Below are 25,963 nucleotides of genomic sequence, written 5' to 3'. Positions count from 1 at the left end.
TTGAATGAGCCCACGAACAGGAAGGCCTAAAAGTTCCAATCCTAAAAACGTTCGTCTTGAAATTAGATTAACTAAATCTGAAGCAGAAGAGTTACAGGCGTTAGCTGATAGACTCAACACTAACAAGACAGATGTTATTATTAGAGGTATAAAACTTTTACAGTCTGAACATAAAAAATAGGATAAAGCCCCTGTCGCCAAACATCAGCTTTACCCTATCGCTGCAGAAAGTGTTTCCGCATGAAATATTATATCATGCGAGACACTTCTTTTCAACATATACAAAGGAGTGTTTTTATTATGTCTCAGGAAAAACTTATTGATAGTTATGAAGAATTATTAGCTTATGTGGAGGAAATCGGACAAAGCCTTGATCTATTACACGAATGGTTATCAATTGAACCCAAATTTGAAGATTATTGGTCTTATCACGACTTAATAGCATTTCACGGTCAATACTTTGCTTTGCTTAATCTGATTAGGTTTAGAATAGATAGCTTGTCCATTGAGCATAGGGATATAATAAAAAAAACTATAAAAGTAGGATGAAAGAATGGTAGAAATTTGGAAAGATGTTGTAGGTTATGAGGGAATTTATGAAGTTTCAAACTATGGTCGAGTACGAACCCATAAAGATAAAATAACATATACTCAAAGGCATGGTATTCGTCATTGGAAACAACGAATCTTAAAAGAGAAATCTAGGACTAATCGCGATGTAAGAATAAGTTTGTGGAAAGATGGTAGAAGTAAAGACTACTTAGTTCATCGTTTAGTAGCTGAGGCTTTTATTCAAAATCCTGATAACAAACCGACGATTAACCATATTGACGGTAACCCAAGAAATAATCATATTGATAATTTAGAATGGGCGACATACTACGAAAACAATAATCATGCTTTTGACAATAAACTAATTTCGACTTCCCATGCAGTAACTTTAGTTAATCAAGAAACAGGAGAAAAAAAGTATTTTCGTAGTTTGTCCAAAGCTAGTGAATATCTCGGTTTTTGTTCAGGTTACATAAGTAACCGATTAAAACGAGGAAAGAAGATTGAAGGATATGATATTTTTCATTCTAAAAAATAAGGAGAAGTAATCATGCCGTCGATGAAAGAATACGCATTACAGTACCAAAAGTTAGGGTTCTCAGTCATTCCAATCAATCCCAAAAACAAGATGCCTTTGATTGAATTTGCCGATAAGCCTGCCCTGACTGCAAGTGAAATTGAACGATTTTGGGATGGATATCCGAATGCTAATATCGCTTTAAGGACAACTAATTTCTTTGTCATTGATATCGACAAGCATGGAAAAGAGGATGGCTTTGAGTCGTTAAAAAAATGGGAACATTTAAATTTAATTGAACCAACTCTACAAGCCAAAACTGCTAGTGGTGGTAAGCATCTGTTATATTTTAAAAGAGATGATGAACCAATTACTCAGATGATTAAATTCTTGCCTGGTGTTGATATCAAAGCGCACGAGAATAACTATATCATAGTAGCACCTTCAGCAACGGAGAATGGCCAGTACGAGTGGGATTTAGAAAAGTCTAAGGAAGGTGGTACTATGGTTACTCCTTCAAAAGAATTAATTCAGGCTATAAAAAAACAGTATGGCGAAACTCATGGCTATAAGTATGATGGCAAGGACGGTCTTAGGGACTTAGCTAGACGTTCACATACTAGAGATCGAACCCAGACTACAGATCTCTTTGAAACTATCGTTCTTGGTTTTGGTGATGAGGGTGGACGAAATGACAAACTAGCAAAATTCGTAGGTGGTCTATTGTTTAGAGCGGTTGATGATGAAGTGGTCGTTCAGCTTGCAAGACTGGCAAATACTAACAGTCGAAATCCTCTATCAGAAAAGGAAGTGATGCGTACTGTTGAAAGTATGATTAAAAAAGATAGGAGGTGAGAGTAATCGGTGATGTAGTAAGTATAAATTCACAAGATAAAATGATTACAAATGCAAAAGGTGATATCAAAGCAAACAGCCCGATGAATGTACTTGTGGCGTTTAAAGCCGATGATCAACTAAGTATTTATTTAAAGCACAATGATTTCTCTCAGGAACATGAACTCCTTAAAGATATCAAGATAGGTAATACCCTTTTCAAAAAAGGGGAGTTGCCCTCCAACTTTGATTCAGTCGTAAAAGTTTACTTTGAAAGTGTATTAGGTGTTGCTTTCTCAAACCAAGCGATGCTCGATGGCATGGAGACTTTCTTTTCAGAAAGATCATACAATCCAGTTATTGAGTATATGGAGAGAGCAGCCGAAAAGTGGGATGGTCGTAAACGAATTGACCGAATGCTTCAGGTTTACCTGGGGGCTGAGGACATTCCCCTGGTTTCCAAGATTGCTCAGATGTGGTTGGTCGGTGCGGTTGCTAAAGTATATGACCCCTACGTTAAATTTGACTATGTTCTGGATCTGGTCGGTGGTCAGGGTGTTGGGAAAACCTCACTCCTCCAAAAGTTAGGTGGAGCATGGTACACAGATTCAGTCACAGATTTTGCTAACAAAGACAATTACGATATCATGCTGAAATCCTTGATTGTTAATGATGATGAAATGGTTGCTAGTAATCGAATGAGTTTTGCTGAAACAAAAGCCTTTATCTCAAAAACTAGCCTACGCTACCGTAAACCTTATATGAAACGGACAGAAGAATTTGCCAAGAACTTCATCTTAGCCAGGACTACTAATCAAAAAGAATACCTCAAGGACAAAACCGGTGAACGTCGATTTCTCCCGATTATGGCAGATAGCAAGCAACAAAAGAAACATCCAATGGAAATCGAGCCTGATACAATCGAACAAATTTGGGGCGAAGCCGTTACAATCTATCGTGCTGGTGCTGATTTGATGTTTGATGAAAATACAGAGGATGAATTGAATATCTACCGTGAACAGTTCATGTATCGTGATGAAGTTGAGTTACAAGTGCTTGAATATCTTGATATGCCCGTCCCTGAAAATTGGCAAAACTGGTCTATTCAGCAACAACATCAATACACAAGTAAATATTTCGATAATAGTAGCGACTTTGATCCTGGAAGCAAAAAACTAGATAAGGTCTCAACTCGTGAAATGATGTACAACTTATTTATGAGAAATTCGAATGATAGGAAGCTGTCAACGAAGATTAACATGATCCTGGATAATCATCCTGATTGGAAAAAAAGTGTTTTCCGGGCAGGTGGTAAAAGTACAAAAGGGTTCGTAAGAGTGAAAGATTCGGAAAAATCTAATCGGTAGCAATTAAAAATTTATCGGTAGTCATCGGTAGCAGTTGAGGGGTAGATCGGTAGCATTCTACCGATAAAATAGGACATCGGTAGCACATCGGTAGCAGTCTAACCCCTTGATATTACTGACTTTTATTTAATATTTATATATAATGCTACTCTTCTACCTATATTTTAAAAAAAAGTATATAAAATAATAGTAATAATAGAGAAAGCCTATAAAATAGGGATTCTTGAAAAAAACTTTTTACTTTTTAGAATTTATCGGTAGCACGGTAGCAGTTAAGAAAAAGAGGTAAAAATGTCATACACAGTAACATTATTTTTTGACAACATGGTAGACGAAACTCACTTTTTCAAGAAAGAGGGCGATGCTGCCAAATGCAAGGCTCAGCTCGAGAGAAAGTATCGAGGTGATCGAATGTATAAGGTGAAACTTGAGGAGTTGGAAGAATGAGTAAATTTGAAATCTCCCTGTCTAAAGATGACCTTGAACATATCGCTAACGGTTATGACATCAAAATCAAAATCAACGGTAAAAGATTTTTGGAAACAAATGAAATTATTTTGAAGCCTGCATTGACAAATGATGTTATGGCTCCGATATTGAATTATAGAGATAAAATAATCGATACTGAACAGCAAAATATTGTTAATAATTTCATAGGAGGTGTAAGATGATTCCGAGATTTAGAGCATGGGATAAACATAGTCAAAAGATGTTTGCTAATGATGAATTGATTATTTGGAATAACAATGTTTATGCTAACGATAGCAAAAAACTTTCATGCAATCACTTAAAAGGCTGGTCGATTGATGAAGAATACCTTATGAAATCAACAGGCTTTTTTGATAAAAAGGGGGTAGAAATATTTGAGGGGGATATCATATCGGACGGGCACACGTCAAGAGATATTCGTCATCATCAGACGTTTGGATTTTATACAATCGATGGTAACGGCGACGAAGAGTTCTTCGGCGATACTGCAAGTTTAGAAGATTTTGAAGAAGTTTCAAAATACATGTCTGAAAATATTGAAATCATTGGCAATATCTATGAAAATAAAGATATTTTGGAGGTAATAAATGAAAAACGAAAATAAAAACTCCTTACCACAAGCGGTAGGCGGTTGCTTAGGTATGATACTAACCTTATTTATCAGTCTATGGCTCGCAGGAGTAGTCATTCATTACGGTTGGAACAACATCATTGCAGTAACATTTGAAATCCAAAGAATAACATTCTGGCAGGCTGTCGGAATTGATTTACTCATTACTGCGATTATTGGAAATCCGAAAGGTGATACAGAAAAATCTTGGTTGGAGGTCCTGGGGAAAGTTATTTACTGGTATCTCGTTCTTTGGGCTTTGATGTGGATTGTGGTAAGCCTTTTGTAAAATAAAAAAGCCAAGACACTCTCTGTCTCAGCTATAATCTCAATAATATTATTATACCACAAAGGAGATAGAGAGTGAACAAGGCTAAAGAGTTACTTGATGAACTACAGAATTTGGATGAAGAGATACAGAGTCGAATAGACGAGCTTGCTAAACTTGAAGCTAGTTTGCTTTCTAGCCCTAAAATGAGCATGGATAAGGTTCAAGGTGGTCAGAAGGTTCGATTAGATGAACGTTACATCGATATTTTTAGCATGCAAGATTCCTTGAAAGAGTACATGAAGCAAGCAACTGCTGAAGCTATCCAGCGCAGAATTGAGCTCAGTAAATTGATTGATAAAATGCCTAAGCCTGCAAGTCGAACAATTCTAAGGATGGTGTATATTCAGAAAGCAAACGTGTATGATATGATTGAATTTTTACAATGCAGCAAGACTACTTTTTACAAAAAGAAGAAAGATGCAATCCGTGAATTGGGTGTTGTAGTTGATAAAAGCGAACTAATGTGAACTAATGTGAACTAGGTTGAAGCGCACTGGTCTAACAATCGTGCTATTATAGTATCATCAAGAATTAAGGGTAAGGCAGTAAGTCTTCCCTTAACATGGAGAGTTGGCAGAGTCAGGTTGAATGCGCCCGTTTGCTAGACGGGTGGTCGCCTATGTGCGGTTCGTGGGTTCAAATCCCACACTCTCCTTTGAGTGTTTTGTGTCCTAGAACAGGCTAGGCACTAGGCTTAGCATTCATATATCACTCATCAACTTACAAATGATTGCGTAGCGACTGGACCTCGCATGATTGCGTAGCTAATTATATTCCGGATAAGTTATAAGCTAGAGGGTTTGATTCCCTCAGAGGTTTTAAATGACTACAAAAAATAAAAAAAGGAAAACTTTCAAATTGATTTCTAATTAACACGCAAGGTAGTAGTCGCCTTGCATTAAGTCACTCATCGAGTGGCTTTTTTAGTTTATTATTGGCAGGTGAGTAATGGATGTCTCGACTAGAGAAGCACGAACGGAGTTTTATAATTCTGGTGACTGGAGAGAGCTTCGTAAGCTTGCACTTGAACGTGATCACAATGAATGTGTTTGGTGCAAAGACGAAGGCAAAGTCACTAGAGAGAACCTAGAGGTTGACCACATCAAGGAACTAGAGTTCTATCCAGAGTTCGCTCTTGATCTAGATAACCTCAGAACGTTATGTAAAGAGTGTCACAATAAGAGACACGAACGCTTTCAGTTCCGAAAATCGAAAAAAATGCAAGAAAAGAACTTCAGGACTGATGAATTTTGGGGAGAATAACACCCCCCCGGTCAAAAAAATCGAGTGTTTTTAAGATTTTGGGAACCGATGGGAGGGGGTAACTGTCCAAATTTTTATGATTTTTTTCATACACGACCCCCCTCCCCCTCTTAAAAAAAATAAAAATATGAAAGGAGGCAATAACGATGAGTTTAGCTAAGCGAAACGAAAAAGTTAGGACTGAGCAAAAGCGCCTCATGGCTCAATTTTCGGATATACCTCCGAATAAAAAAAGTTTAGCTTATGGATTGATAGTTCAAGCAGCAAGATTACGAGTGGCGCTGAATGAAATGTGGGAAGATATATCTAAAAAAGGATATTACACATTATTTAAACAATCCGAGCAACAAGACCCTTATGAAAGAGAAAGACCCGTTGCTAAATTATATAACGCTCAAGAAACTAGTTATCAAAGAATTATAAAACAGTTAATTGATTTACTGCCAGATGAAAAAATCGAAGAGGTAGAAAAAAAACAAGTTGAAAGTAGTGAATTGCTATGATTTCACATCCACTTGTCGACGAATACATTGAACTGGCAGAACAAGGAAAGATTATTGTTAATCATGAAAGAAAGTTGCTGTTTAAAATCATCAAGGAGAAAATCTATCCTCGTGATGATTTATATTTTGATAATGACCTGATTGAGAAATTCATTCGGTTTGCGGAAAAGAACTTTTTCCCTTTGGCAAAGTACCAGCTTTTCTTGACTCCGTTTATCTTTCTTTTTCGGAAGGAGGATGGGGAGCCACACTTCGATGAGTATCTGTATACTTTAGCTCGTGGGGGTGGTAAGAATGGTTTTATGTCAGCCAGGTCATCGTTTTTTATCAGTCCTATCTACCCTATCAGAGATTATGATGTGACTATCACCGCTAACTCTGAGAAACAGGGTAAGGTTTCGTTTGAGGAGGTCTATGAGACTATCCAAAGGCGCGGTCTTGAGGACCATTTCTATTTGACAAAGATGTCTATTACAGGTCGAGCGAACAACTCGGTCTTTTCTTTTCGGACGAATAATCCGAAGACTATGGACTCTGCTCGTGATGGTTGTCTTGAGTTTGATGAGATTCACCAGTTTGAAGATGATAAGGCTGTGAAGGTTCAAAGGTCCGGCCTTGGTAAGATTGCTCATGCTCGGACTTTCTACAACGGGACGAATGGATATGTGCGTGAGGGATTCTACGACAAGCTGATAGAGAAGTCTATGCAAATCTTGAATGGAGAGGTTGATGATTTCAGGCTATTCCCTTTCATCTGCAAGCTAGACAATGCGGATGAGGTGGATGATATGAAGAACTGGCCAAAGGCAAATCCGATGTTGGATGAGAGCACTCCTTACGCTAAGAGATTGCTTGCGAGAACCAAGGCTGACTATGATGACCTTGAGTTGGAGCCGTCTGGCCGTCAGGAGTTCATGACAAAACGGATGAACCTTCCTGAAGCGGATCTTGAGAAAGATGTCACCTCTCGAGATAAGTTAGTAGCTTGTCTACGGTCTCCTGGTATCGACTTGAAAGGTCGGTCATGTGTCGCTGGGTTTGACTATGCTAGCATTCGAGACTTTGCAAGCGTTGGTTTGCTATTTAAGAATGGGGATGAGTTTATCTGGAAGCAACATTCATTTGCACGAAAATCATTTTTAAAAGCTTTTAAGCTGAAAGCCCCTATTCAGGAATGGGCAGATAGAGGCTTATTCACAATTGTGGACGGTCCTAGCATTGATCCTCGGTTATTGGTCGAAAAATTGAATGAATGGAGTAGAGAATATCAAATCGAGCTAGTCTGTGCCGATGGTTTCAGAATGGATTTGTTGAAGCCTTTGCTAGAAGAGGCTGGCTTTGAATATGAGTTCTTACGGAATCCTGGGGCGATTCAATCTAAGGTTGCGCCAATCATCGAAGATGGATTTGCCAATGAGCGGTTTATCTTTGAAAATGACAACTCTATGATTTGGTATACAGATAATACCTACGTCAAAGAGGACAAGGATGGAAATAAGCGTTTCTTGAAGAAAGAGCCTGTCAGAAGAAAGACGGATGGATTCCATGCTTTGATAGCTGCTCTCTACAAGCGTGAGATTGTGCAGGAGTCGAATGTTGGGGAATTCCTTGACATGATTGATAGTTGGGATTTTTAATCTAAGAATAAATTTTGGGTGGGTGGTCGGCAGAAATTAAAAGAAAGGAGGAAGTGCATTGGGGTTACTAAATTTATTTAAGCGTGAAGTGCCAGAGGTTGGTTTTGAGTTCGAGGATCTTGAGCGGATGTTTGGGAATCTTCAACTGAAAAGTTTAGCGGTTGATAAGTCCGCGGAATTTATCGCTCGAATTTTTGCGAAATCAGAATTCAAGTATCTTGAAGATGGAAAAGCTAAATTTTCTGACTGGAACTACTTGCTGAATGTAAGGCCGAACAAGAATGAATCTGCGTCAGACTTTTGGCAAAAGGTCGTCTACAGGTTGATTACTAAGAATGAGGTTTTAATTGTCCTTACAAAGGATGACCAGTTGTTGGTTGCCGACTCTTATACACGGACTAAATATGCTGTTTATGATGATGTGTTTGAGTTTGTAACTTGTAAAGGTTTCACATTTGAGAAGCGTTTTAGGATGAGTGAAGTCATTTTCTTACAGTACAACAATAATCGACTGCAAGATTATATCTCAGACTTATTTACTGATTATGAGAAGTTGCATACTCGTTTGGTTGAGGCTTTGGCTAGAAATAATCAAATCAGAGGAACTCTTAAAACAAAAAACAATGGGAGTTTTGATAAGGAAATGCTTGCGAAACTTCAATCTTATGCAGAAATTCTTTTCAAATCGTTCAATACTAAAACGATTGCCATTGTTCCAGCTCAAGATGGAATGGAATACACTGAGCATACGAATACAACAGGGACTTCAAATATCTCTGTTGACGAGTTAAAGAAACTTCGTCAGCAATTTGACGATGAGGTCGCTGATATCTTAGGGATTCCAACAGCTTTAATTCATGGCGACATGGCCAATCTGGAAAATAGCCAAAAGATGTTCAATAGTTATTGTTACCAATCACTCGTTAAGAAAATGAGTGATGGGCTAAATTTCGCCTTAGTGTCAAGACGGGAATACGAGCGCAATAATCTATTTGTAATTATTGGCGAAGGTCAGAAAGATAAGTTTGCACTTGCTGAAAACATTGATAAGCTTATTTCTTCTGGAGCGATGACTCGAAATGAGGTGCGCTCTGAACTTGGCTTAGAATCTGTCCCTTGTGGCGATAAATTCCTCATCACCAAAAACTATCAAATTGGTGAGCAAATAGAGAAAGGAGGTGAGAAGGAAGATGAAGGTAATTCCGATTAAGGGTACGATTGTATCAAACAATGACAGATGGCTTTACGATTGGCTTGAGTGGGATGCAACCGCTCCGAAAGATGTCATCCTTCCTGAAAGTGGTGAACCGATTGAGGTTCATATCAATTCGGGTGGAGGAGATGTTTATGCTGGTAGTGAAATCTATACTGCTCTACGCTCGTATCCTGGTGATGTGACCGTGAAGATTGTCGGTATTGCAGCAAGCGCAGCAAGCGTGATTGCAATGGCAGGAGATACGGTTGAAATCAGTCCGACCGCCCAAATCATGATCCACAATGTTTCAACACAAGTAAACGGAGACCATAACACTCTGCTTCATGAGGCTGGGGTACTAGAAGGGTTTAACAAGTCTATCGCTAGCGCTTATGTCCATAAGACTGGAAAGGCTCTTGATGACCTGCTTGGATTGATGAACAAGACTACCTGGTTTGATGCTGAATCAGCTTTGAATCATGGATTTGTAGACAAGATTATGTTTACAAACGAAGTCGCTCCGACTCTGGTAGCTAGTGAAACTCCTATGATCCCAAGTGATTTTATCGAAAAAATGAGGTCAGCAATGACACCAGATATCGATAAAATCGCAGAACTGGTAGCTAAAAAGCTAGAAGCTAAACTACCAGATATACAAATCGACAAAGAGGCTTTTGAAAATAGCGAATTTCTACAGAAGAAATTCAATTTTCCAGAAAGTCCAGAAAATAACACAGACAAGGCTGTTCCTAAAGGGTTCGGTCTTTTTATGTTTTAAGAAAGGAAAAAACAGAATGACAATGCAATTATCTAACCAATTTGAAAAACAACGTCAGGCATTTTTGGATGCCGTTGCAAATGGTGCTCCTCAAGAAGAACAAGCGAAACTATACAACGAAATGCTTGAATCTATGAGCAATGAAATGATGGCTCAAGCTCGTGATGCTGCCCGTGAAGAGGTTTCGGCCTTGAACCCATACGATGCTAAGCTGACCGCTGAAGCTCGTGAGTTCTTCAACAATATTGAAAAGGCAGCACCTCAAGGGATTGAGAAGTTCATCCCACAAGAAATTATTGACCGTATCTTTGAAGATCTGGTACAATCTCGCCCACTTCTTCAACACATTGGCCTTAAAAATGCTGGTATCCGCTTGAAATTCCTCAAATCAGAGCAAACTGGTCAAGCTGTTTGGGGCAAAATCAATGGAGAAATCCAAGGACAACTCAAACAAAAATTCAACGAAGAAGAAGCAATCCAACACAAATTGACTGCTTTTGTTGTAATTCCAAAAGATGCTGAAAAATTTGGGCCAGCTTGGTTGGCGAAATTCATCTCTGTTCAAATCACAGAAGCCTATGCAGTCGCACTTGAAGCTGGCTACTTGAACGGCGATGGAGACAACAAACCTATCGGTCTTTCTCGTACTCTTACAGGAACTGTTTCAGGTGATCATACAACTCATGATGAAAAAACAGCTCAAACTACTAAGTTGACTTTTGCTGACTCAGCTACCGTAGTCAAAGAATTGACAAAAGTATGTAAATACCACTCAACTAAAGCTGATGGCACTACTCCAGTTGCAGTCGAAGGCAATCTTGTAATGGTTGTTAATACAGCCGATGCTTGGGATGTGAAGAAGCAATACACTTCTTTGAATGCTCAAGGGACCTACATCACTGCAATGCCCTTCAACATTATCTTGGTAGAATCCGTGGCGCAGACTGCTGGTAAAGTAACTACATTTGTAAAAGGTCGTTACGATGCTTTTGTCGGTGGTGGCATTTCACTCGGTCGCTATACAGAAACCTACGCTCTGGAAGATTTGAACCTCTATACTGCTAAGCAATTTGCTTATGGTAAGGCTCACGATGAAAAGACTGCAGCAGTCTGGACTCTACAACTTCCCCAAGCCTAATCTAGGAGTTGAGCCATGACTCCAGAAGAACAACTTCATCCACTCCTTAAATCTTTCAAGGAGCGGATGAGGATTTTTCATACTGGAGAGGATAACAACCTCTCTAAAATGTTGGAAAGTTCTGAGTCAGCCATCCTCAGTCTGGTCGGTAGTAAGGACTCTGCTGATCCACGAGTGAGAGAGCTTATTTTAGAACGTGCTCGATATGTCTACAATGATCAAGTTGAATTTTTCTACGGGAATTTTCAAGGGGATTTGATGGCATTATCACTAGAAAATTACAAATTGGAGGAAAAACATGATTAAGGTTTTAAAAGATTTCTATGACCTCAAAGAAGGGGTATTTCGCTCTACTGGCCAAGAGTTTGAAGCGACAAAAGAGCGCTTTGATGAAATCAATGGAGCGCTACCTGACTTTGTTGAATGGTCAGAAAAACAACCAGAAGTAACAACGCCTGATGTCCTATCAGACTAATCGTCCTAACTATCGCTACAAAAAGCCTGAGTCTCAAAATGGAGACCTGAGGACCCCCTTGACTTTCTATACTTCTAAAGTCAAGGAGGGGGTTGATGGTCGTGATGTGAGTTACAAGAAGGCTTTTTGTACGATGGGCCAAGTTTACTCCCCTAGTTTCAAAGATATTGAGATCGCGACTGGAAAAGCGATGAAAGCTAAGATGACTTTGAAAATTCGTGACCCTTTGACAGATTATCAGCCTGAAAGTCGGCATTTTGTCGAAGTTGGGGATATCCGTCTAGTTGGTAAGAAATGGCAGGTCATTGATGTGCGTCCTGATTATGATAATCGAGATTTTTTGATAGTCATTATCGGAGGTGGACGTGATGTCTAGTAGTGGAGCAAATCTAAAAGGATTTGATGATGTTTTGAGGAATCTTGAGATGCACCTTGGAGATACAAAGGTTAAGCGTGCAACTAGTCGAGCATTGAAGGCAGTCGCAAATGAGACTCTGGAGGAATTTAAAGGTGCTTTGGAAGTTTTTAAAGACACAGGAGAAACCATTGAAAGTGCTACTGTTGGACGTGTAACTGGATTAGCTGTAAGTGTTCCTGTTGTGAAAATTGGTTTTGGTGAGGGTTCTCGTTGGCGTTTGGTTCACTTGAATGAGTTTGGCTACGCAAAGAAAGCACATCCAAGAGGATTTGGTGTGATTAGACGTTTTTCAGAGGCAAATGCTCAAAAATATAAATATCGAATAGCCAATCAGTTGAAAATTGAAGGATTTAGATGATTAAGGACAAATTAACTGAACTCTACAACGCTTTGAAAGAGGATGAGTCTTTATCTGGTATTAGTATCAAGTCATTTGAACGTCCTGATACTTTGGGAGATGACGAGACGAGTATTGTCATTATCCCTGTCGGACCTCCAATGCAGACAGCTCACGGTAGTAATACTAGTTTGGCTAAGACTTTTCTCTATCAAATCAATGTAGAGTCTACCGATCGAGTGGAGTGTAAAGAGCTCCAAGGCAAAATTGAAAAAATAATGGAACATCAGGGATTTTATCAGACTGAAGGTGGTTTGGATCAATGGATCCCTGATATCAAACGCTATGTAGACGCTCGGACTTACAAGGGTCAGAGTGCTTTGTATGGTAAATACTAGAAAGAAGGAAAAAGAAATGACAAAAGTAAAAGGAACTGCACTTATTGGCCTTAAATCGGTCACAATTCGTGTGCATGATGGAAAGACTCCAACAGTTGGAGAGAACCTCTTCACGCTAGAAGGTAAAGATAATGAAGGGGCTACACAGACTGCTAAAGTAACTGGATTATCTAGCGATCCTGTAAAGACTTACGGCAGTAATGTTGCTTATCACGTCTCCAATCGGGGGGTAGGTGATGTTAAGGTAGAGATGGGCTTACTTGATGTCCCATTAGCTTTATATACTAATGCTTTGGGGTATGGCAATGATAATGGTATCTATTACTTCGGTGCAGACACCGTTGCTAAGAATGTTTCAATTCTCATTGAAAGTAATACTGCTGATGGGGAACCAGTCTACTATGGTTTTTACAAAGGACAGCTTTCTATGGATGCTATTGATTTTGAAACGATTAAGGATAAGGCTAACGAGTTAGCTACCACTAATGTGAACTTTGCTGCGACAGCTAGTTCAGATGCTGCAACTAATGGTCGATATGGTGCAATTGTGTATGGATCGGATGCTGAAAAGTTGAAGAAATTGAAGGGTCAATTAAACATGACCGCTGCAGCGTAGGAAGAGGGCGCAAGCTCTCTTTTTATCTTTTTTCTAGAAAGGAAAGTACATGGCTAAGGTACAATTTACAATCAAGAACGAGAAAGGTGAGGATGTTCTCAAGACTAGTAAGGAAATCACGACTATGGACTATCGTGACTATCTGGTTATGAATGAGGCAATGTCTAAAGACATGTCTGACGTGGAAAAGTTGGATAGGCAGTTGGACTTTATCGCCGGTCTCTTTGAAGATGTGACGGCGGAGCAGTTGCTGAAATATACAGACTTTGCTCGTATCATCGAAATTTTTGCGGACGTCTACGCTCATCTGGTTGGTGACGTAGACCCAAAGGGGACAAATTAGAGTCTAGTGAGGCTCTGCGGCGTTTCTATGGTTTTATCAAGCATGTCACAGAGGGACCTTATGGAATGAGTATTCGTGATGTGATGGATACGAGTTGGGAGGATTTGATGGGGGTCTTGGGAACGATGGAAACGAGTGAGAGAGAAGAAGTTATAGACCTGGCTGATTTGTTGGGAACTATATAGCTTTCAACTTGCAAATGTAGCTACACAGGAGTATAATAATGTTGAAAAGATGGTGGCTACATGGATAAGCAATTTGTTATACGAGCGAGAGTTGATGAGAAAATTGTAAATAAACTAAATTTTATATCAACAAAGCTACAACAAGGACGATCAGAAACGATCCGTCAAGGGATAGAGAAGCTCTATAGAGAGCTGGGAGGACAAGATGAGTAGAAAAGGATTGATTTGGGCACGTATTTGGTTAGGTGTTGCTATTTCTGCTTTGGCTTTCTATATCTATACGATTATTTATATCTTTAATCATGATATGGATGAAATCTTTGCGCCTTTCATCATGTTGTTAATTTATGCACCGTTGATTCCTTTGTTTTTGATAGCAATTGGTGGAATGTCTTTATTAGCTTGTGTAGAATTTGCTTATCGTAATCTGCAACGATATAAATAAATGAAAAGAGTCCGTAAGGGCTTTTTTTATTTACTTTGAGATAAAAGGAGGAACAATATGGCAGGCGGAACGCCGTTAGGTCAGATGTATATCGAGCTAGGGCTGGACGTGTCGAAGTTCAACCCTACTCTAAATGGTGCAAAAAATGCTGTAAAGTATTTTCAAAACAATGTCCGTTCTTTGGATAGTACTCTGAAAGGAAATGAAAAAAATGCTAGCTTACTTCAAGCTAAATACAAGACTTTAGGACAAGCTATTGATTCACAACGTAAAGTTTTGGATGAGATGAAGAAAAGTTTTGATAAGCTAGACCCTGGAACAGCTAACTTTGATAAAGCTGCAGCTGATATTCAGCGTGAGAATGCTAAGTTGGCAGCGATGGAAAACCAGCTACGTGGGGTTGAAAAAGCCTTGCAAGATATTGGTCGTGAAAATAGCTGGGCTGGTAAAATTTCGAATCAGTTATCAAAGCAAGGGGAAAAGTTTGAGTGGCTAGGTGGGAAATTGCGTGGTATGGGAGACGCTATGCGTCCAGTATCGACTTTAGTAGCTACAGGATTTACACTAGCAACTCGTAAAGCAATAGAGTTCGAGGACCAGATGAACACCACAAAATCACTCCTTGCAGACACTGTACCTACTGTTGAAGAACTAAATACAACAACAAAAATGTTAGGCGAGAGTTCCAAAGGATGGGCGAAACAATATGGGATTTCTACGGCATCTATTAACGAAGGAATGCAAGAAATCATTAAGAAAGGTTTTGATGCTAATCAGACTATTGCTGCTATGCCAAGCATCCTAGATGCTACTAAAGCATCTGGCGATGACTTTAACGTGGTTATGAACGCATCTACAAACATCTTGCGTCAGTTTGGACTAGAAGCTAAGGATACTGGCAGGGTTACTGACAGTCTGACTTATGTAGCTAATAAAACATCAGCTGGATTCTCAGATATGGGACTTGCTATGGAATATATTGGGCCAGTAGCTCATTCGCTAGGTATGTCAATTGAAGAGACTTCAGCTGCTATTGGTCTACTTTCTGACAATGGTATAGCTGGTGAGAAGGCCGGTACGGCATTACGTGGTGCTTTATCGAAATTATTGAAACCTTCTGAATCTAATGCGAATGCAATGCGTGAATTAGGGTTTAGCGTTGAAGAATTCCAGTCTGGTGCATTGAAGTTGCCAGATATTATCGATCGAATCAAGAAATCTACTGAGGGCTGGACGGATGCAGAAAAATCTTCTGCAATTGCCCGTGCCTTTGGTATTGAGGCTCAAACAGGTATGAATGCCTTGATTAATCAAGGAGGAGATGCACTTCGGAATCTAACAAAACAAACTGAAAGTGCTCGTGGGTATACTCATAAACTTGCTAGAGAGTTGATGAACTCTTCAAAAAATGGAGTTGAACGTTTTAAAGCTAATCTGGAAGTACTGCAGGTAAATATTGGTCAAAAGTTGTTGCCAACTTTAAGCCCTCTAATTGAGAAGGTTAATCATATCATAGAGAGTTTTTCAAAGGCTTCCCCAGAAGTACAAAATTTTTGGATAAAAGTTGGACTAGGTGCAGCAGTTGCCTACCCTGCTTTGAATATGCTGGGTAATTTCTCAACAACCCTCGGAGGAGTATTTAAAATCGCTGGGAAGGGAGTTGAGCTACTTAACACAGCAAGAAACATATCAGCAGTAGGGACAACCGCTGCTGAAGCTGGTGCAAGTGTAGGATTGTTGTCAAAAGCAGGAACATTACTTGGACTTGCTTTTACACCTACAGGAGCTGTAGTTCTTGGGACACTTGCAGTTGGGGGTGCAATTGCTTACTTTGCTCACAAAGCATATGAAGCCAGACAACGTGCTCAAGAATGGGGGGCAAGCGTTAGCGTGGATCAAGCAAATCAACTTCAAGATTTCAAAGATAAAGTAGATGAAGCAAACCATGCGATGACAGATTTTGGATCAGGCGCTGCTAGTGTCGATAAGGTAACTGAGTCTGTCAAAAAGCTAGCTACTGAGATTCAAAAGTTAGCTGATGAAAACTTAGCCAAAGACATCGATTTAGCACAAAAGTTAGGACTTAGTGATGAAGCGATTCAAGCTTTAACTGAGCATTCTAATCAAGTTAAAAATAATGTGCAACAGATGTCAGACGAGGTTATCAAAATTTATCAAAACTCAGCTAATAATCATCGAAAACTTTCTGAAGAGGAAAAAGCAATTGTTTTAGCAAATCAGAATGAACTTATCAATACACAGTTAGAGTTGATGGAATATTCTGGCGAAGAACGTATCAACATGATTAAAGCTTTCAATGGTCAGGCCGATGAATTAAATACAGAACAGCTAAAAAAAGCCACTGAATTAACTGAGAAATGGGTCAAAGATGAACAAACTTCTTACCAAGAACGTTTGGACGGATACAAGAAACTCATGGAACAAATCAAAGGCGAGGATGAAAAATCTGTTAAAGCTCGCGCTGAGATCAAGAATAAAATGGAGCAGTTGGAAGCTGAACACACAGCTAAGATGGAAGCATATAGTCAGAAGTGGAACGATTTACAAGGTAGACTTTTGAAAACCTTGCAAGTTAGCCCGGAAGCATTAACAGGTATCATGAATCAGCTTAAATCACGAGCTGAAGAAATGGGATTGACTTACGATGAAATGGCCATCAAGTTCCAAAATACCTTCTCAAAAGTGCAAGAAGGTAATAGCATGTGGGCACAAACTGCTAAAGATGCAACCGAATCAATGAAGCTTGCAAACACTCAGTGGAATTCCATGGTATGGGATGAAAAAACTGGTAAGCTGAAAACAAATGCAGTTGAAGAAGTGCAAAAGGCCCTTGAAGCAGAAGGTGGATGGGACGCCATGCAATTCATCCTTAAAGAAGCGAATCTTGAGACTAATGCTCGTTTGACTATCGGAGAGGCTCTTGTAGCAAACGGTCAGTGGGAGCAGTTATCTCCAGAAGAAAAAGAACTAATTGTGAATGGCAAACCAGCGGTACAAGCTATCTTGGATAGCAAAGAACTGATGTTACAATGGAACGATTTGCCTTCTGAGGTAAAAGAAATTCTTGGTAAGAATGAAAGCTTTTTAAGTAGTGCAGAAGGTGCTAAGCAAGCATTGACTCAGTGGAACTTAATGACACCGAGCGAAAAAGCATTGACTTTAAAAGATTTAGCTAGTAGCGATATTAAGGTAGTCCAAGGTCGTATCGATATGATGACTGGTAAGCAATTACCAATTGAAGCGATTGACAATACACCAAGCACTGTAGAGTCGGTATTGTACGGTGTAAATTCTATTCGTCAACATAAACCAGTTGATATTAATGCGACAGACTTGACAGGTGCTGTCCGAAACGAGACAAGTAGTGAAATCAATGCTATTAAGCAAAACACTCCTATTGGCATTTCGGCTCAAAACAATACACAAGGAACTGTTAATGAGGTTCAGAGTGGTGTCAATGGTATCCAGGACAAAACTGTTACTATCAACGCTCGAGACAATGCTTCTGGGGTGCTTTCGGGCATTAGAAGCTGGATTGATAGTGTAACTGGTAATTTCTTTACCAATATTTTTGCAAGCAAGCATGCCCACGGGACCAATTATCACCCTGGTGGTCTCGCTATTGTCAATGACCAAAGGAATAGTAATTATAAAGAGCTTGTTACTCTTCCAGACGGCAGAAGTTTCATTCCTGAAGGAAGAAATGTCCTTCTTCCACTCCCTAGAGGATCTAAGGTATTGCGAGCAGATAAGACCAGACGTCTGATGCATGAAATGGGCGTTCCTAAGTACGCTTCAGGTATCGGGATTCCGAGTGACGCTAAATTTCTTAGAGAAATGGAACAAGCACAACAAAATATTGTTGTTCAACACCAATACACAAATAAGGGGCAAGATACAGATAAAGTTGTGTCTGAGATGAGGATTCTGAGAGCAAGTATGGAGAAAATCCTTACTGCTATCCTTAACAAGGACACAGATACTTATATGGATAGTTCTGTAGTGACGGATATTATAACCAAGAAGCAGAGAGAGCGAGAAAGAATGACACTAAGAATGAAAGGAGTACTTGAATGAGTGAAGTGACAATGCGTTTCAATAAAACTGATTTTCGAGACCTTATTGAAATCCATGATATTCAACGCGATGTAGGGAATAATCGTTCTATTTTAATTGACCGTGCACCAAGAATTGGCGTGAATATCCAGCAACAAACCATTGATGCAAAATATATCAAGGTGGACTTTTCCATCTGGTCTAAAGACAGGAATACCCTCAAGCATAAGCTTGCGGGTATTTTTAATGTTGATGCTCCTAAAGAATTGACATTTTCAGATGAGCCCGATAAGTATTATCTGGCCATGGCAATCGATGATATCTCTATGCAAGAGGTAAGCGGGAGACGTTCAAACGGCTCTATTAAGTTCATCGTTCCAGACGGTGTAGCCCATAGCTCAGCTTATAAGAATTTCAATAGTGATTCAAATGCACAAACTACAACCGATAAAATGGTTTTTGATTTAGTAAACAACGGAACCGTTGAGGCATTTCCAATTATCAGAGTTAAGCATAATGCTGAAAATGGTTATATTGGTCTTGTCAATAATAATACGGCTTTTGAGATGGGAAACCGTGAGGAGGCTGATACTGAACCAGTCAAACGGTCTGAGGTCTTGCTTGATTTTAGAGGAGACAAAATCGCTGACGGCTTTGCTAGAGCAGTGAAAAATACCTCAGTGACCAATAGCAGATGGGACAATATAACGGGAACATCAGAACTGACCACAGTAGATGGAAAAAAACGTATAAAGGTAAGAGAGCAGGCCAGCGGGGCTTACAATGAGAATTATGGCGCAGGGCTTTCATGGGAGATACCTGCAGACTCAACAGGTCAGAAAGGCTCACTCAATGATTATCTATTTTGTAAATTGGTCTATCAGCTAGAGTCAATCAATCAATGTGGCTTTATTAAGGTAGCTGTATCTGACACAGCAGGTCAGTTTTTGTATGGAATTGAAACCTATAAGCGCTATAACGGTCTATACTGTGGATTTAATGTCTTTGCGACAGATAACGCTGGTGGATATAACTTTTTAAAAACTTTGCTTTTTGACTCTTCTAGCGACAAAAATACAAATCCGTTTGCACTTTCAAAAGGTCAATTTGAACTACAAAGAAACGACGAGAGAGTTCAAGTTTATTATAATGGCTCGCACTATGACTTTATTGTCCCTGAAATCAAAGGCAAAAAGTCAGCTAAGATACATGTTACGATAGGTGCTTTTCGTGGGAAAGCAATCATCCCTCACTTGTATCTCGATGAGTTGATGTATCGTAAGGACTTTGTACAAGCATCAAGAGACATTCCTAACCGTTATCCTATGGGTTCAAATGTTGTAATCAACAGTGAAGATGATACGGTCTATATTGATGGTATCGCTAAAGCTGGAGAGGTTGTCGATGGTTCACAATGGCTATCTATACCGCCTGGAGAGTCTAAAATTGAGATGTATTTTTCAAGTTTTATAAAGAAAAAACCAACCGTGACAATCGAATTTGAAGAAAGGTGGCTATAATGCTATTAACAATTCATGACGCGAACTTGCGAAAGGTTGCTTTTGTTGATAACAGCAAGCAAAGCACACTTAACTTTTACAACGATACCTGGACTAGAAGTTTACAAACAGGATCATCCACTTTTGAATTCACTGTATTTAAAAAGTCTATCAAGTCAGACACTCCAACCCAAAAAGCCTATTCTTATCTGAATGAACGGGCGTGGGTATCTTTCAAATATCATGGAAAGAGCTTTATTTTCAACGTTATGCAGGTTGAAGAAAATGAGCAGACAATTAAATGCTATTGTGAAAACCTCAATCTTGAGTTAATCAATGAGGTAGCTAATCCTTACAAGGCTACAAAGGCTATGAGCTTTGCTGAGTATTGCGAAGCTATGGATTTATTAAACTATACCCATCTTGTTATTGGCATCAATGAAGTATCAGATAATAAACGTACTCTTGAATGGGAAGGGCAAGAAACCAAACTAGCCCGTCTATTGAGTCTTGCCAAACGCTTTGATGCTGAGATTGAGTTTGATACACAATTAAACGCTGATAGCACAATCAAAAAGTTTAGTGTCAACGTCTATCATGAAAATGATGACGCACATCAAGGTGTAGGTCGTATCAGAAACGATATAAGCTTAAAATATGGCAAGAATATCACTTCTATCACCCGTAGAGTTGATAAGACAGGTCTTTTCAATTCAATCCGGCCAACTGGTAAAAGACGATTAAAAAATGGATCTGGTGAAGAAGTTGAAGAAGTAGTTACAATACAAGGTCTTGATGAGTGGAAAAAGTACAACAAGGATGGAATTTGTGAATTTTATCAATTAGGGGCTCATCTTGTTGCTCCAATCTCTATGCAGCTATATCCATCAACATTCACACATTCAACAGGTGAACTAGACCAGTACACAAGAAAAGATTTTAGTTACGATACCGACGATCCAAAAGAATTGCGACGTCTAGCATATAATGAACTAAAAAAACATTGCTATCCAGCAATCACTTATGAAGTTGATGGCTTTGTAGATGTCGAAATCGGCGACACAGTCAAAATTCATGATGAGGGATTCAACCCACTATTGATAGTTCAAGCTCGTGTTTCTGAACAAAAAATCAGTTTTTCAAACCCATCAAGCAACAAAACAATCTTTTCAAACTTTAAAGCCCTGGAAAATCAGTTATCAGACGGCATACAAGAGGTACTTGAGCGCTTATTTGAACAATCTAAACCTTACACAATCAAACTTTCAACTAGTAACGGTATCATTTTTAAAAATCAGATTGGCCAGAGTCTAATAACCCCAACCTTATACAAGGGAGGAAAACCAGTTGTTGCTGGTGTTACTTGGCGTTGGGCGCTCGATGGAGAAGTGACAACAGGGATGACTTACTTAGTTAGAGGCTCAAATGTAACAGATACAGTCACTCTGACAGTAGCGGCTTACATTGGAAATAAAGAGGTTGCTGTTGATGAGATATCGCTTGTTAATGTTGTTGATGGAAAACTTGGTACACCTGGAACTCCAGGGCGAGACGGTCGCACTCCTTATGTGCATACAGCGTGGGCTAATAATGCAACAGGAACAGATGGATTTAGTCCTGACAGCTCAATCAATAAACTCTATATTGGTATTTATACCGACTTTGAACCAAATGATAGCACAGACCCTAAAAAATACAAGTGGGCTAAAGTAAAAGGGGACAAGGGAGAAAAAGGCGATAAAGGAGAACCAGGACAACGTGGTTTAGATGGCTTGCAAGGGGCACGAGGTGAACAAGGGTTACCTGGTCGCAATGGTGCAGATGGCCGTACTCAATACACTCACATAGCTTACAGTAATAGCGCTGATGGAACTAAGGATTTTTCTGTAAGTACCTCTGATAGAGCTTATATCGGGATGTATGTTGATTTTAATAGCGCTGATAGCAATACTCCATCTGATTACAATTGGACACTTGTAAAAGGCTCTGATGGTGCAAATGGTGTGGCAGGTAAGGCTGGCGCAGATGGTAGGACGCCATACTTACATATAGCTTACGCCACATCAAATAACGGATCGCAAGGTTTCTCAACTACTGACAGTACAAATAAAACGTATATAGGAACATACACAGATTACACTCAGGTAGATAGTACAGATTACAGAGTGTATAAGTGGACGTTGATAAAAGGGGAAGATGGTACTGGTATTTCTAATGTAACTAATTACTATTTAGCTACTACAGTCTCAACAGGTATCACAAGAGCAAGTGCAGGGTGGACAACTACGCCACAGCCTATCACATCAGACAAGCGTTATTTATGGAATTATCGAGTTGAGCTATACACAAACGGTACAAGTAAGACAACAGACCCTACTGTTATTGGTGTACGTGGGGGAAAAGGAGACCCTGGACCCCAGGGAGCAATAGGTCCTAAAGGTGATAGAGGAGAAAAAGGCGAAAAGGGAGATCGTGGCTTACAAGGGCTCCAAGGCTTGCAAGGTGCTAAGGGTGACCAAGGGATTCCGGGGCCTAAAGGAGCTGATGGACGTACACAGTACACTCACATGGCCTATGCTGATAATGCAACAGGTAGTGGATTCAGTCAAACAAACACTGATAAAGCCTTTGTTGGGGTGTACATTGACTTTAATCCAACAGATAGCAGAAATCCTACTGACTATCGCTGGATAAGATGGAAAGGTCGTGATGGTGCCGATGGGCTACCAGGTAAACCAGGAGCAGATGGAAGAACACCTTATGTTCACTTTGCGTATTCTGACAATGTGGATGGTTCTGGTCTGACAATGACAGATAACGGACAGCGTTATTTTGGTCATTATTCAGACTATGAAAAAACCGATAGCTCAGATAAAACTAAGTACAAATGGGCCGATCGGTGGGCTAAAGTTGAGGTTGGTGGTCGGAACTTGTTAAGAGGTTCGAAAGGGCCTTTTCTTCCAGATAGAAAGCCAGCAAATTTTGACAACAACATTCTGTATGTAGGAAATACGTCTATTTACATGGAACAGGGGCAGGAATATATCATTTCTGCCAAAACGGACGGGAACTTTACAGCTCATCATGATGGACTTAAAGAATCCGATAACGTAGTTCTTTGGATTATGGACAAGGATATCAGAAATTATCAAATTGTATCAGACCTCAAGACAGGTACCACAGGAACGAAAATCATTTGGAATAAGCCGACAGGTGTCTATCATCTACGAGTTAATACTTACCATAAGGAAGCTGTAAAAAGCGTATGGGACGTGAAGATTGAGCAAGGGACCATTAAGACAGACTGGTCTCCAGCTCCTGAAGATGTTCAGAGGGATATAGACTCTAAAGCTGACCAAGCACTAACTCAGGAGCAACTCAACGCTCTAAATGAGAAAACTGGAATTATCCAGGCTGAGCTTGAAGCTACGGCTAGCGCTGATACGCTTGATAACTGGATAAAGGCTTACAAGGACTTTGTCAAGGCCAATGAGGCTGCAAGAGCGCAGGCTGAGAAAGATTTGATTTCAGCTAGTCAGCGTGTCTCTAATATTGCTAAAGATTTGGGAGAGTTATCTGATCGCTGGGATTTCATCGATAGCTATATGAGCTCATCTAATGAGGGTCTTGTCATTGGCAAGAACGATGGTAGCTCTAGTATGATGTTCAATCCTAACGGACGAATTTCAATGTTTAGCGCTGGTGTCGAGGTTATGTATATCTCTCAAGGTGTTATCCACATTGAGAACGGGATTTTCTCTAAGACTATCCAGATAGGACGCTTTAGAGAAGAACAATACCACCTCATACCTGATATGAACGTTATCAGGTATGTAGGCTAAAAGGAGGAAGTATGGCAAAGTTTAGTAATTCAAGTGGGAGCTTGTATCTCAATGTCTATGTGGAGCAAGGCTCTCAGAGCATTGCGGCTAACACATCAACCGTCAACTGGCGGATGACAGTTAGTCGTACAGGCGCCTACTATACTCATAACTATCAAGGAGACAGTACGTTGTCTCTTAATCTGGATGGCCGTAACGTGCATTACAGCTATCCGACGTGGGAGACATCAGGAGAGGAGTACACGCTTGCTAGTGGTTCAAGCACAATCAGCCACAATGCGGATGGGACTAAGACCTTACCTATATCATGTACGTTCAATCCGAATAATGGCCTGCATGGGACTATCACGGTATCAGCAAGCCTCAGCCTAACGACTATCCCACGTTCAAGCTCTGTAAGCGTGAGCGCTGGAGTTATTGGTAGTTCGGTTACTATCAACATCAACCGTCAAAGCTCCAGTTTCAAGCATATAGTGCGCTATTCATGGGCAGGTAAGTCAGGAACGATTGCAAGCAATGTAGACACATCCACAACATGGATGATCCCTCTTGACTTTTCCAACGACATCCCAAACTCTGCTAGTGGTACAGGTACAATCTACGTTGATACGTATTCAGGCTCTACCAAGACTGGAACGCAGTCAACAACTTTGACGGCTAGCGTGCCAGCGAATGTGAAACCTACATTTTCAGGGGTTACACTGTCAGATTTGAATTCTGCAGCACAGAACCTTATCCCGAATTCTGACACGTTCATCCAGGTTATTTCTAACATCAAAGTAGCGTTTAATGGCGCAGCTGGTTCTTACGGCTCATCCATCACTGGATACTATGCTGAAATTGTTGGTAAAAACCAGTCTACGAGTTCAAACGGTGGGAGCCTGGGCATTATGAATTATCACGGCACAATCAAAATCAGAGCTAGTGTATCTGATAGCCGTGGTAGATGGTCTGATACTAGAGAGGTATCTGTGACCGTGCTTGAGTATTTTGCACCAGCTTTGAGCTTTAGCATTGCTAGAACAGGCTCAACCTCTAGTACTCTGACAGTCACACGAAATGCCAAGATAGCGCCCTTGACTGTCTCAGGAAGTCAAAAGAATACAATGTCGCTGACCTTCAAGGTGGCACGACTTGGGACTGCTAACTATCAAGTAGATACAGGACCAGCTACTGGATCCTGGACAAGTATCTCAAGTCTAGTCAATTCACAGGCTAATCTTGCTGGCAATTATCTAGCAAATCAGTCCTGGGTTGTAATCGGCACGCTTGAGGACAAATTCACACGATCTGACTTCATGGTCAATGTGGCTACAGAGAGCGTGGTCTTATCTTACGACAGGTCAGGGGTGGGCGTTAACAAAATCAGAGAGCAGGGCGCCCTGGATGTGAAAGGCAATATATACGCTAATGACCAGCCTATTCAGCAGTATCAACTGACTTCTAATTTCGGCGGTGCAATTCCTCCTCACGGTTCTTTTAATAAAGACTTAAATAATATGAAAATCCCTGGTTTGTGGCAAGTCGGGGCAGACTTTGCTAACAATCCTTTAGGAGCTTTTTGTATTTTAGAATGCTATAAATTACATACCACTAACGAGTGTATCCAGAGGGTTACTTCTTCGGATGGCTATATGGCAGTCCGTGAGTACGGATATGATAACGTTTGGAGACCATGGCGCTATGTAGTGCAACAATCAGAATCAACTAATAACTCTGACTATGTAGCATTGTTAAAATCAGAAAGCGAGCCCACACCTTGGAGGGACTTATCTTTGCAAAACGGATGGCAACATCATCAGCAATACAACAATGTCCAGTATTCCAAGTCGTTTGACGGCGTTGTGTATTTGCGTGGAGTCGGAACGAAAGGGAAGACAGCTTATGGAACGGTTATAGCTCAATTACCTGTAGGATTTAGACCGTTACACCGAACTTATGTTTTTGCAATTAACGACGATTTTACAGTCGCGTTTTTATGCATTTTAACGTCGGGAGAAATAGTTGTAAGAAAGAACGTTGATGCTACATGGCTCAACTTTGATAACGTTTCATTCAAAATTTAACAACCGTAAAAAATCCCAATAATTTTTTAGATAATTAAATCAAAAGGA

At 40.0% G+C, this 25,963-nt stretch carries 29 protein-coding genes and 1 tRNA gene; all 30 read left to right on the top strand.

Translation table 11 applies throughout. The features are described from left to right. The first annotated feature begins 4 nt into the window (after positions 1–4). The 30 genes from QM450_RS00830 (at position 5) to QM450_RS00685 (ending at position 25,915) form a co-directional block, all read left to right on the top strand. Positions 5–181 carry a hypothetical protein gene (locus QM450_RS00830; RefSeq protein ID WP_414312672.1) on the top strand — a complete coding sequence of 59 codons (177 nt, stop codon included), beginning with the start codon at positions 5–7 and terminating at the stop codon, positions 179–181. Positions 182–300: 119 nt separating this feature from the next. Beyond that, positions 301–549, top strand: a complete 249-nt coding sequence (locus tag QM450_RS00825) for a hypothetical protein (protein ID WP_414312671.1) — start codon at positions 301–303, stop codon at positions 547–549. Positions 550–553: 4 nt separating this feature from the next. Beyond that, a complete protein-coding gene (locus QM450_RS00820; protein WP_414319373.1) occupies positions 554–1,090 on the top strand; it encodes an NUMOD4 domain-containing protein in 537 nt (178 codons plus the stop codon). A gap of 12 nt (positions 1,091–1,102) precedes the next feature. Further along, positions 1,103–1,924: a bifunctional DNA primase/polymerase gene (locus QM450_RS00815; RefSeq protein WP_414319372.1), complete on the top strand. Its 822-nt coding sequence runs from the start codon at positions 1,103–1,105 to the stop codon at positions 1,922–1,924. A 41-nt stretch (positions 1,925–1,965) separates the two neighbouring features. Beyond that, on the top strand, positions 1,966–3,270 hold the full coding sequence (locus QM450_RS00810; protein ID WP_414319371.1) for a VapE domain-containing protein: 1,305 nt from the start codon (positions 1,966–1,968) through the stop codon (positions 3,268–3,270). A gap of 291 nt (positions 3,271–3,561) precedes the next feature. After that, positions 3,562–3,717 carry a hypothetical protein gene (locus QM450_RS00805; protein ID WP_414319370.1) on the top strand — a complete coding sequence of 52 codons (156 nt, stop codon included), beginning with the start codon at positions 3,562–3,564 and terminating at the stop codon, positions 3,715–3,717. Continuing rightward, complete coding sequence (locus tag QM450_RS00800) at positions 3,714–3,941, top strand: hypothetical protein (RefSeq protein ID WP_414319369.1); 228 nt, start codon at positions 3,714–3,716, stop codon at positions 3,939–3,941. The genes QM450_RS00805 and QM450_RS00800 overlap by 4 nt, the downstream gene beginning before the upstream one ends. Further along, positions 3,938–4,363, top strand: coding sequence for a YopX family protein (locus tag QM450_RS00795; RefSeq protein ID WP_414319368.1), 426 nt, complete (start codon positions 3,938–3,940; stop codon positions 4,361–4,363). The genes QM450_RS00800 and QM450_RS00795 overlap by 4 nt, the downstream gene beginning before the upstream one ends. Continuing rightward, positions 4,347–4,658, top strand: coding sequence for a hypothetical protein (locus tag QM450_RS00790; RefSeq protein WP_414319367.1), 312 nt, complete (start codon positions 4,347–4,349; stop codon positions 4,656–4,658). Before QM450_RS00795 ends, QM450_RS00790 begins: the two co-directional genes overlap by 17 nt. Positions 4,659–4,732: 74 nt before the next feature. Continuing rightward, positions 4,733–5,167, top strand: coding sequence for a DUF1492 domain-containing protein (locus QM450_RS00785; protein ID WP_414319366.1), 435 nt, complete (start codon positions 4,733–4,735; stop codon positions 5,165–5,167). Between the two features lie 97 nt (positions 5,168–5,264). Further along, positions 5,265–5,355, top strand: a tRNA-Ser gene (locus QM450_RS00780). 293 nt (positions 5,356–5,648) lie between these two features. Continuing rightward, positions 5,649–5,963, top strand: a complete 315-nt coding sequence (locus QM450_RS00775) for an HNH endonuclease (protein ID WP_414319365.1) — start codon at positions 5,649–5,651, stop codon at positions 5,961–5,963. Between the two features lie 146 nt (positions 5,964–6,109). Next, positions 6,110–6,466, top strand: a complete 357-nt coding sequence (locus QM450_RS00770) for a hypothetical protein (RefSeq protein WP_414319364.1) — start codon at positions 6,110–6,112, stop codon at positions 6,464–6,466. Then, positions 6,463–8,103 (top strand): terminase TerL endonuclease subunit, encoded by a 1,641-nt coding sequence (locus tag QM450_RS00765; protein WP_414319363.1) that lies wholly within the window; start codon positions 6,463–6,465, stop codon positions 8,101–8,103. The genes QM450_RS00770 and QM450_RS00765 overlap by 4 nt, the downstream gene beginning before the upstream one ends. Before the next feature lie 58 nt (positions 8,104–8,161). Continuing rightward, the gene (locus tag QM450_RS00760; protein ID WP_414319362.1) at positions 8,162–9,313 is read left to right on the top strand and encodes a phage portal protein; all 1,152 of its coding nucleotides are present in this window, start codon (positions 8,162–8,164) and stop codon (positions 9,311–9,313) included. Further along, entirely contained in the window at positions 9,294–10,076 is a 783-nt protein-coding gene (locus QM450_RS00755) for a head maturation protease, ClpP-related (RefSeq protein WP_414319361.1), read from the top strand. Before QM450_RS00760 ends, QM450_RS00755 begins: the two co-directional genes overlap by 20 nt. 16 nt (positions 10,077–10,092) lie before the next feature. Then, positions 10,093–11,214, top strand: a complete 1,122-nt coding sequence (locus QM450_RS00750; protein WP_414319360.1) for a phage major capsid protein — start codon at positions 10,093–10,095, stop codon at positions 11,212–11,214. Between the two features lie 15 nt (positions 11,215–11,229). Then, entirely contained in the window at positions 11,230–11,520 is a 291-nt protein-coding gene (locus QM450_RS00745; RefSeq protein ID WP_033585804.1) for a hypothetical protein, read from the top strand. Beyond that, positions 11,513–11,689 (top strand): hypothetical protein, encoded by a 177-nt coding sequence (locus tag QM450_RS00740; RefSeq protein WP_414319359.1) that lies wholly within the window; start codon positions 11,513–11,515, stop codon positions 11,687–11,689. The genes QM450_RS00745 and QM450_RS00740 overlap by 8 nt, the downstream gene beginning before the upstream one ends. Then, positions 11,673–12,065, top strand: a complete 393-nt coding sequence (locus QM450_RS00735; RefSeq protein WP_414319358.1) for a phage head-tail adapter protein — start codon at positions 11,673–11,675, stop codon at positions 12,063–12,065. The genes QM450_RS00740 and QM450_RS00735 overlap by 17 nt, the downstream gene beginning before the upstream one ends. Beyond that, the gene (locus QM450_RS00730; RefSeq protein ID WP_414319357.1) at positions 12,058–12,465 is read left to right on the top strand and encodes a hypothetical protein; all 408 of its coding nucleotides are present in this window, start codon (positions 12,058–12,060) and stop codon (positions 12,463–12,465) included. Before QM450_RS00735 ends, QM450_RS00730 begins: the two co-directional genes overlap by 8 nt. Beyond that, positions 12,462–12,842: a hypothetical protein gene (locus tag QM450_RS00725; RefSeq protein WP_414319356.1), complete on the top strand. Its 381-nt coding sequence runs from the start codon at positions 12,462–12,464 to the stop codon at positions 12,840–12,842. Before QM450_RS00730 ends, QM450_RS00725 begins: the two co-directional genes overlap by 4 nt. Further along, on the top strand, positions 12,829–13,458 hold the full coding sequence (locus QM450_RS00720) for a major tail protein (protein WP_414319355.1): 630 nt from the start codon (positions 12,829–12,831) through the stop codon (positions 13,456–13,458). Before QM450_RS00725 ends, QM450_RS00720 begins: the two co-directional genes overlap by 14 nt. A 49-nt stretch (positions 13,459–13,507) precedes the next feature. Further along, positions 13,508–13,801, top strand: coding sequence for a phage tail assembly chaperone G (gene gpG / locus QM450_RS00715; RefSeq protein WP_261049524.1), 294 nt, complete (start codon positions 13,508–13,510; stop codon positions 13,799–13,801). Between the two features lie 245 nt (positions 13,802–14,046). Further along, entirely contained in the window at positions 14,047–14,199 is a 153-nt protein-coding gene (locus QM450_RS00710; protein WP_414285368.1) for a hypothetical protein, read from the top strand. Beyond that, positions 14,192–14,431 (top strand): hypothetical protein, encoded by a 240-nt coding sequence (locus tag QM450_RS00705; protein ID WP_414285367.1) that lies wholly within the window; start codon positions 14,192–14,194, stop codon positions 14,429–14,431. Before QM450_RS00710 ends, QM450_RS00705 begins: the two co-directional genes overlap by 8 nt. 57 nt (positions 14,432–14,488) lie before the next feature. Beyond that, a complete protein-coding gene (locus QM450_RS00700; protein WP_414319354.1) occupies positions 14,489–18,529 on the top strand; it encodes a phage tail tape measure protein in 4,041 nt (1,346 codons plus the stop codon). Beyond that, entirely contained in the window at positions 18,526–20,028 is a 1,503-nt protein-coding gene (locus QM450_RS00695; protein ID WP_414319353.1) for a distal tail protein Dit, read from the top strand. The genes QM450_RS00700 and QM450_RS00695 overlap by 4 nt, the downstream gene beginning before the upstream one ends. Beyond that, positions 20,028–23,849, top strand: coding sequence for a phage tail spike protein (locus tag QM450_RS00690; protein WP_414319352.1), 3,822 nt, complete (start codon positions 20,028–20,030; stop codon positions 23,847–23,849). Before QM450_RS00695 ends, QM450_RS00690 begins: the two co-directional genes overlap by 1 nt. Positions 23,850–23,860: 11 nt before the next feature. After that, complete coding sequence (locus QM450_RS00685; RefSeq protein ID WP_414319351.1) at positions 23,861–25,915, top strand: DUF859 family phage minor structural protein; 2,055 nt, start codon at positions 23,861–23,863, stop codon at positions 25,913–25,915. Positions 25,916–25,963: the final 48 nt, after the last annotated feature.

Origin of the sequence: Streptococcus infantis, assembly GCF_047464615.1 — a bacterium.
GTDB lineage: Bacteria > Bacillota > Bacilli > Lactobacillales > Streptococcaceae > Streptococcus > Streptococcus infantis_Y.
Note: the sequence above shows the minus strand (reverse complement) of the source record. Positions and strands in the feature narration are given on the sequence as shown.

Bases quoted from the DNA above. Each gene is read 5' to 3' on its own strand.
- QM450_RS00830 (WP_414312672.1), top strand. From the start codon at position 5: ATGAGCCCACGAACAGGAAGGCCTAAAAGTTCCAATCCTAAAAACGTT.
- QM450_RS00825 (WP_414312671.1), top strand. From the start codon at position 301: ATGTCTCAGGAAAAACTTATTGATAGTTATGAAGAATTATTAGCTTAT.
- QM450_RS00820 (WP_414319373.1), top strand. From the start codon at position 554: ATGGTAGAAATTTGGAAAGATGTTGTAGGTTATGAGGGAATTTATGAA.
- QM450_RS00815 (WP_414319372.1), top strand. From the start codon at position 1,103: ATGCCGTCGATGAAAGAATACGCATTACAGTACCAAAAGTTAGGGTTC.
- QM450_RS00810 (WP_414319371.1), top strand. From the start codon at position 1,966: ATGATTACAAATGCAAAAGGTGATATCAAAGCAAACAGCCCGATGAAT.
- QM450_RS00805 (WP_414319370.1), top strand. From the start codon at position 3,562: ATGTCATACACAGTAACATTATTTTTTGACAACATGGTAGACGAAACT.
- QM450_RS00800 (WP_414319369.1), top strand. From the start codon at position 3,714: ATGAGTAAATTTGAAATCTCCCTGTCTAAAGATGACCTTGAACATATC.
- QM450_RS00795 (WP_414319368.1), top strand. From the start codon at position 3,938: ATGATTCCGAGATTTAGAGCATGGGATAAACATAGTCAAAAGATGTTT.
- QM450_RS00790 (WP_414319367.1), top strand. From the start codon at position 4,347: ATGAAAAACGAAAATAAAAACTCCTTACCACAAGCGGTAGGCGGTTGC.
- QM450_RS00775 (WP_414319365.1), top strand. From the start codon at position 5,649: ATGGATGTCTCGACTAGAGAAGCACGAACGGAGTTTTATAATTCTGGT.
- QM450_RS00770 (WP_414319364.1), top strand. From the start codon at position 6,110: ATGAGTTTAGCTAAGCGAAACGAAAAAGTTAGGACTGAGCAAAAGCGC.
- QM450_RS00765 (WP_414319363.1), top strand. From the start codon at position 6,463: ATGATTTCACATCCACTTGTCGACGAATACATTGAACTGGCAGAACAA.
- QM450_RS00755 (WP_414319361.1), top strand. From the start codon at position 9,294: ATGAAGGTAATTCCGATTAAGGGTACGATTGTATCAAACAATGACAGA.
- QM450_RS00750 (WP_414319360.1), top strand. From the start codon at position 10,093: ATGACAATGCAATTATCTAACCAATTTGAAAAACAACGTCAGGCATTT.
- QM450_RS00745 (WP_033585804.1), top strand. From the start codon at position 11,230: ATGACTCCAGAAGAACAACTTCATCCACTCCTTAAATCTTTCAAGGAG.
- QM450_RS00740 (WP_414319359.1), top strand. From the start codon at position 11,513: ATGATTAAGGTTTTAAAAGATTTCTATGACCTCAAAGAAGGGGTATTT.
- QM450_RS00735 (WP_414319358.1), top strand. From the start codon at position 11,673: ATGTCCTATCAGACTAATCGTCCTAACTATCGCTACAAAAAGCCTGAG.
- QM450_RS00730 (WP_414319357.1), top strand. From the start codon at position 12,058: ATGTCTAGTAGTGGAGCAAATCTAAAAGGATTTGATGATGTTTTGAGG.
- QM450_RS00725 (WP_414319356.1), top strand. From the start codon at position 12,462: ATGATTAAGGACAAATTAACTGAACTCTACAACGCTTTGAAAGAGGAT.
- QM450_RS00720 (WP_414319355.1), top strand. From the start codon at position 12,829: ATGGTAAATACTAGAAAGAAGGAAAAAGAAATGACAAAAGTAAAAGGA.
- gpG (WP_261049524.1), top strand. From the start codon at position 13,508: ATGGCTAAGGTACAATTTACAATCAAGAACGAGAAAGGTGAGGATGTT.
- QM450_RS00710 (WP_414285368.1), top strand. From the start codon at position 14,047: ATGGATAAGCAATTTGTTATACGAGCGAGAGTTGATGAGAAAATTGTA.
- QM450_RS00705 (WP_414285367.1), top strand. From the start codon at position 14,192: ATGAGTAGAAAAGGATTGATTTGGGCACGTATTTGGTTAGGTGTTGCT.
- QM450_RS00700 (WP_414319354.1), top strand. From the start codon at position 14,489: ATGGCAGGCGGAACGCCGTTAGGTCAGATGTATATCGAGCTAGGGCTG.
- QM450_RS00695 (WP_414319353.1), top strand. From the start codon at position 18,526: ATGAGTGAAGTGACAATGCGTTTCAATAAAACTGATTTTCGAGACCTT.
- QM450_RS00690 (WP_414319352.1), top strand. From the start codon at position 20,028: ATGCTATTAACAATTCATGACGCGAACTTGCGAAAGGTTGCTTTTGTT.
- QM450_RS00685 (WP_414319351.1), top strand. From the start codon at position 23,861: ATGGCAAAGTTTAGTAATTCAAGTGGGAGCTTGTATCTCAATGTCTAT.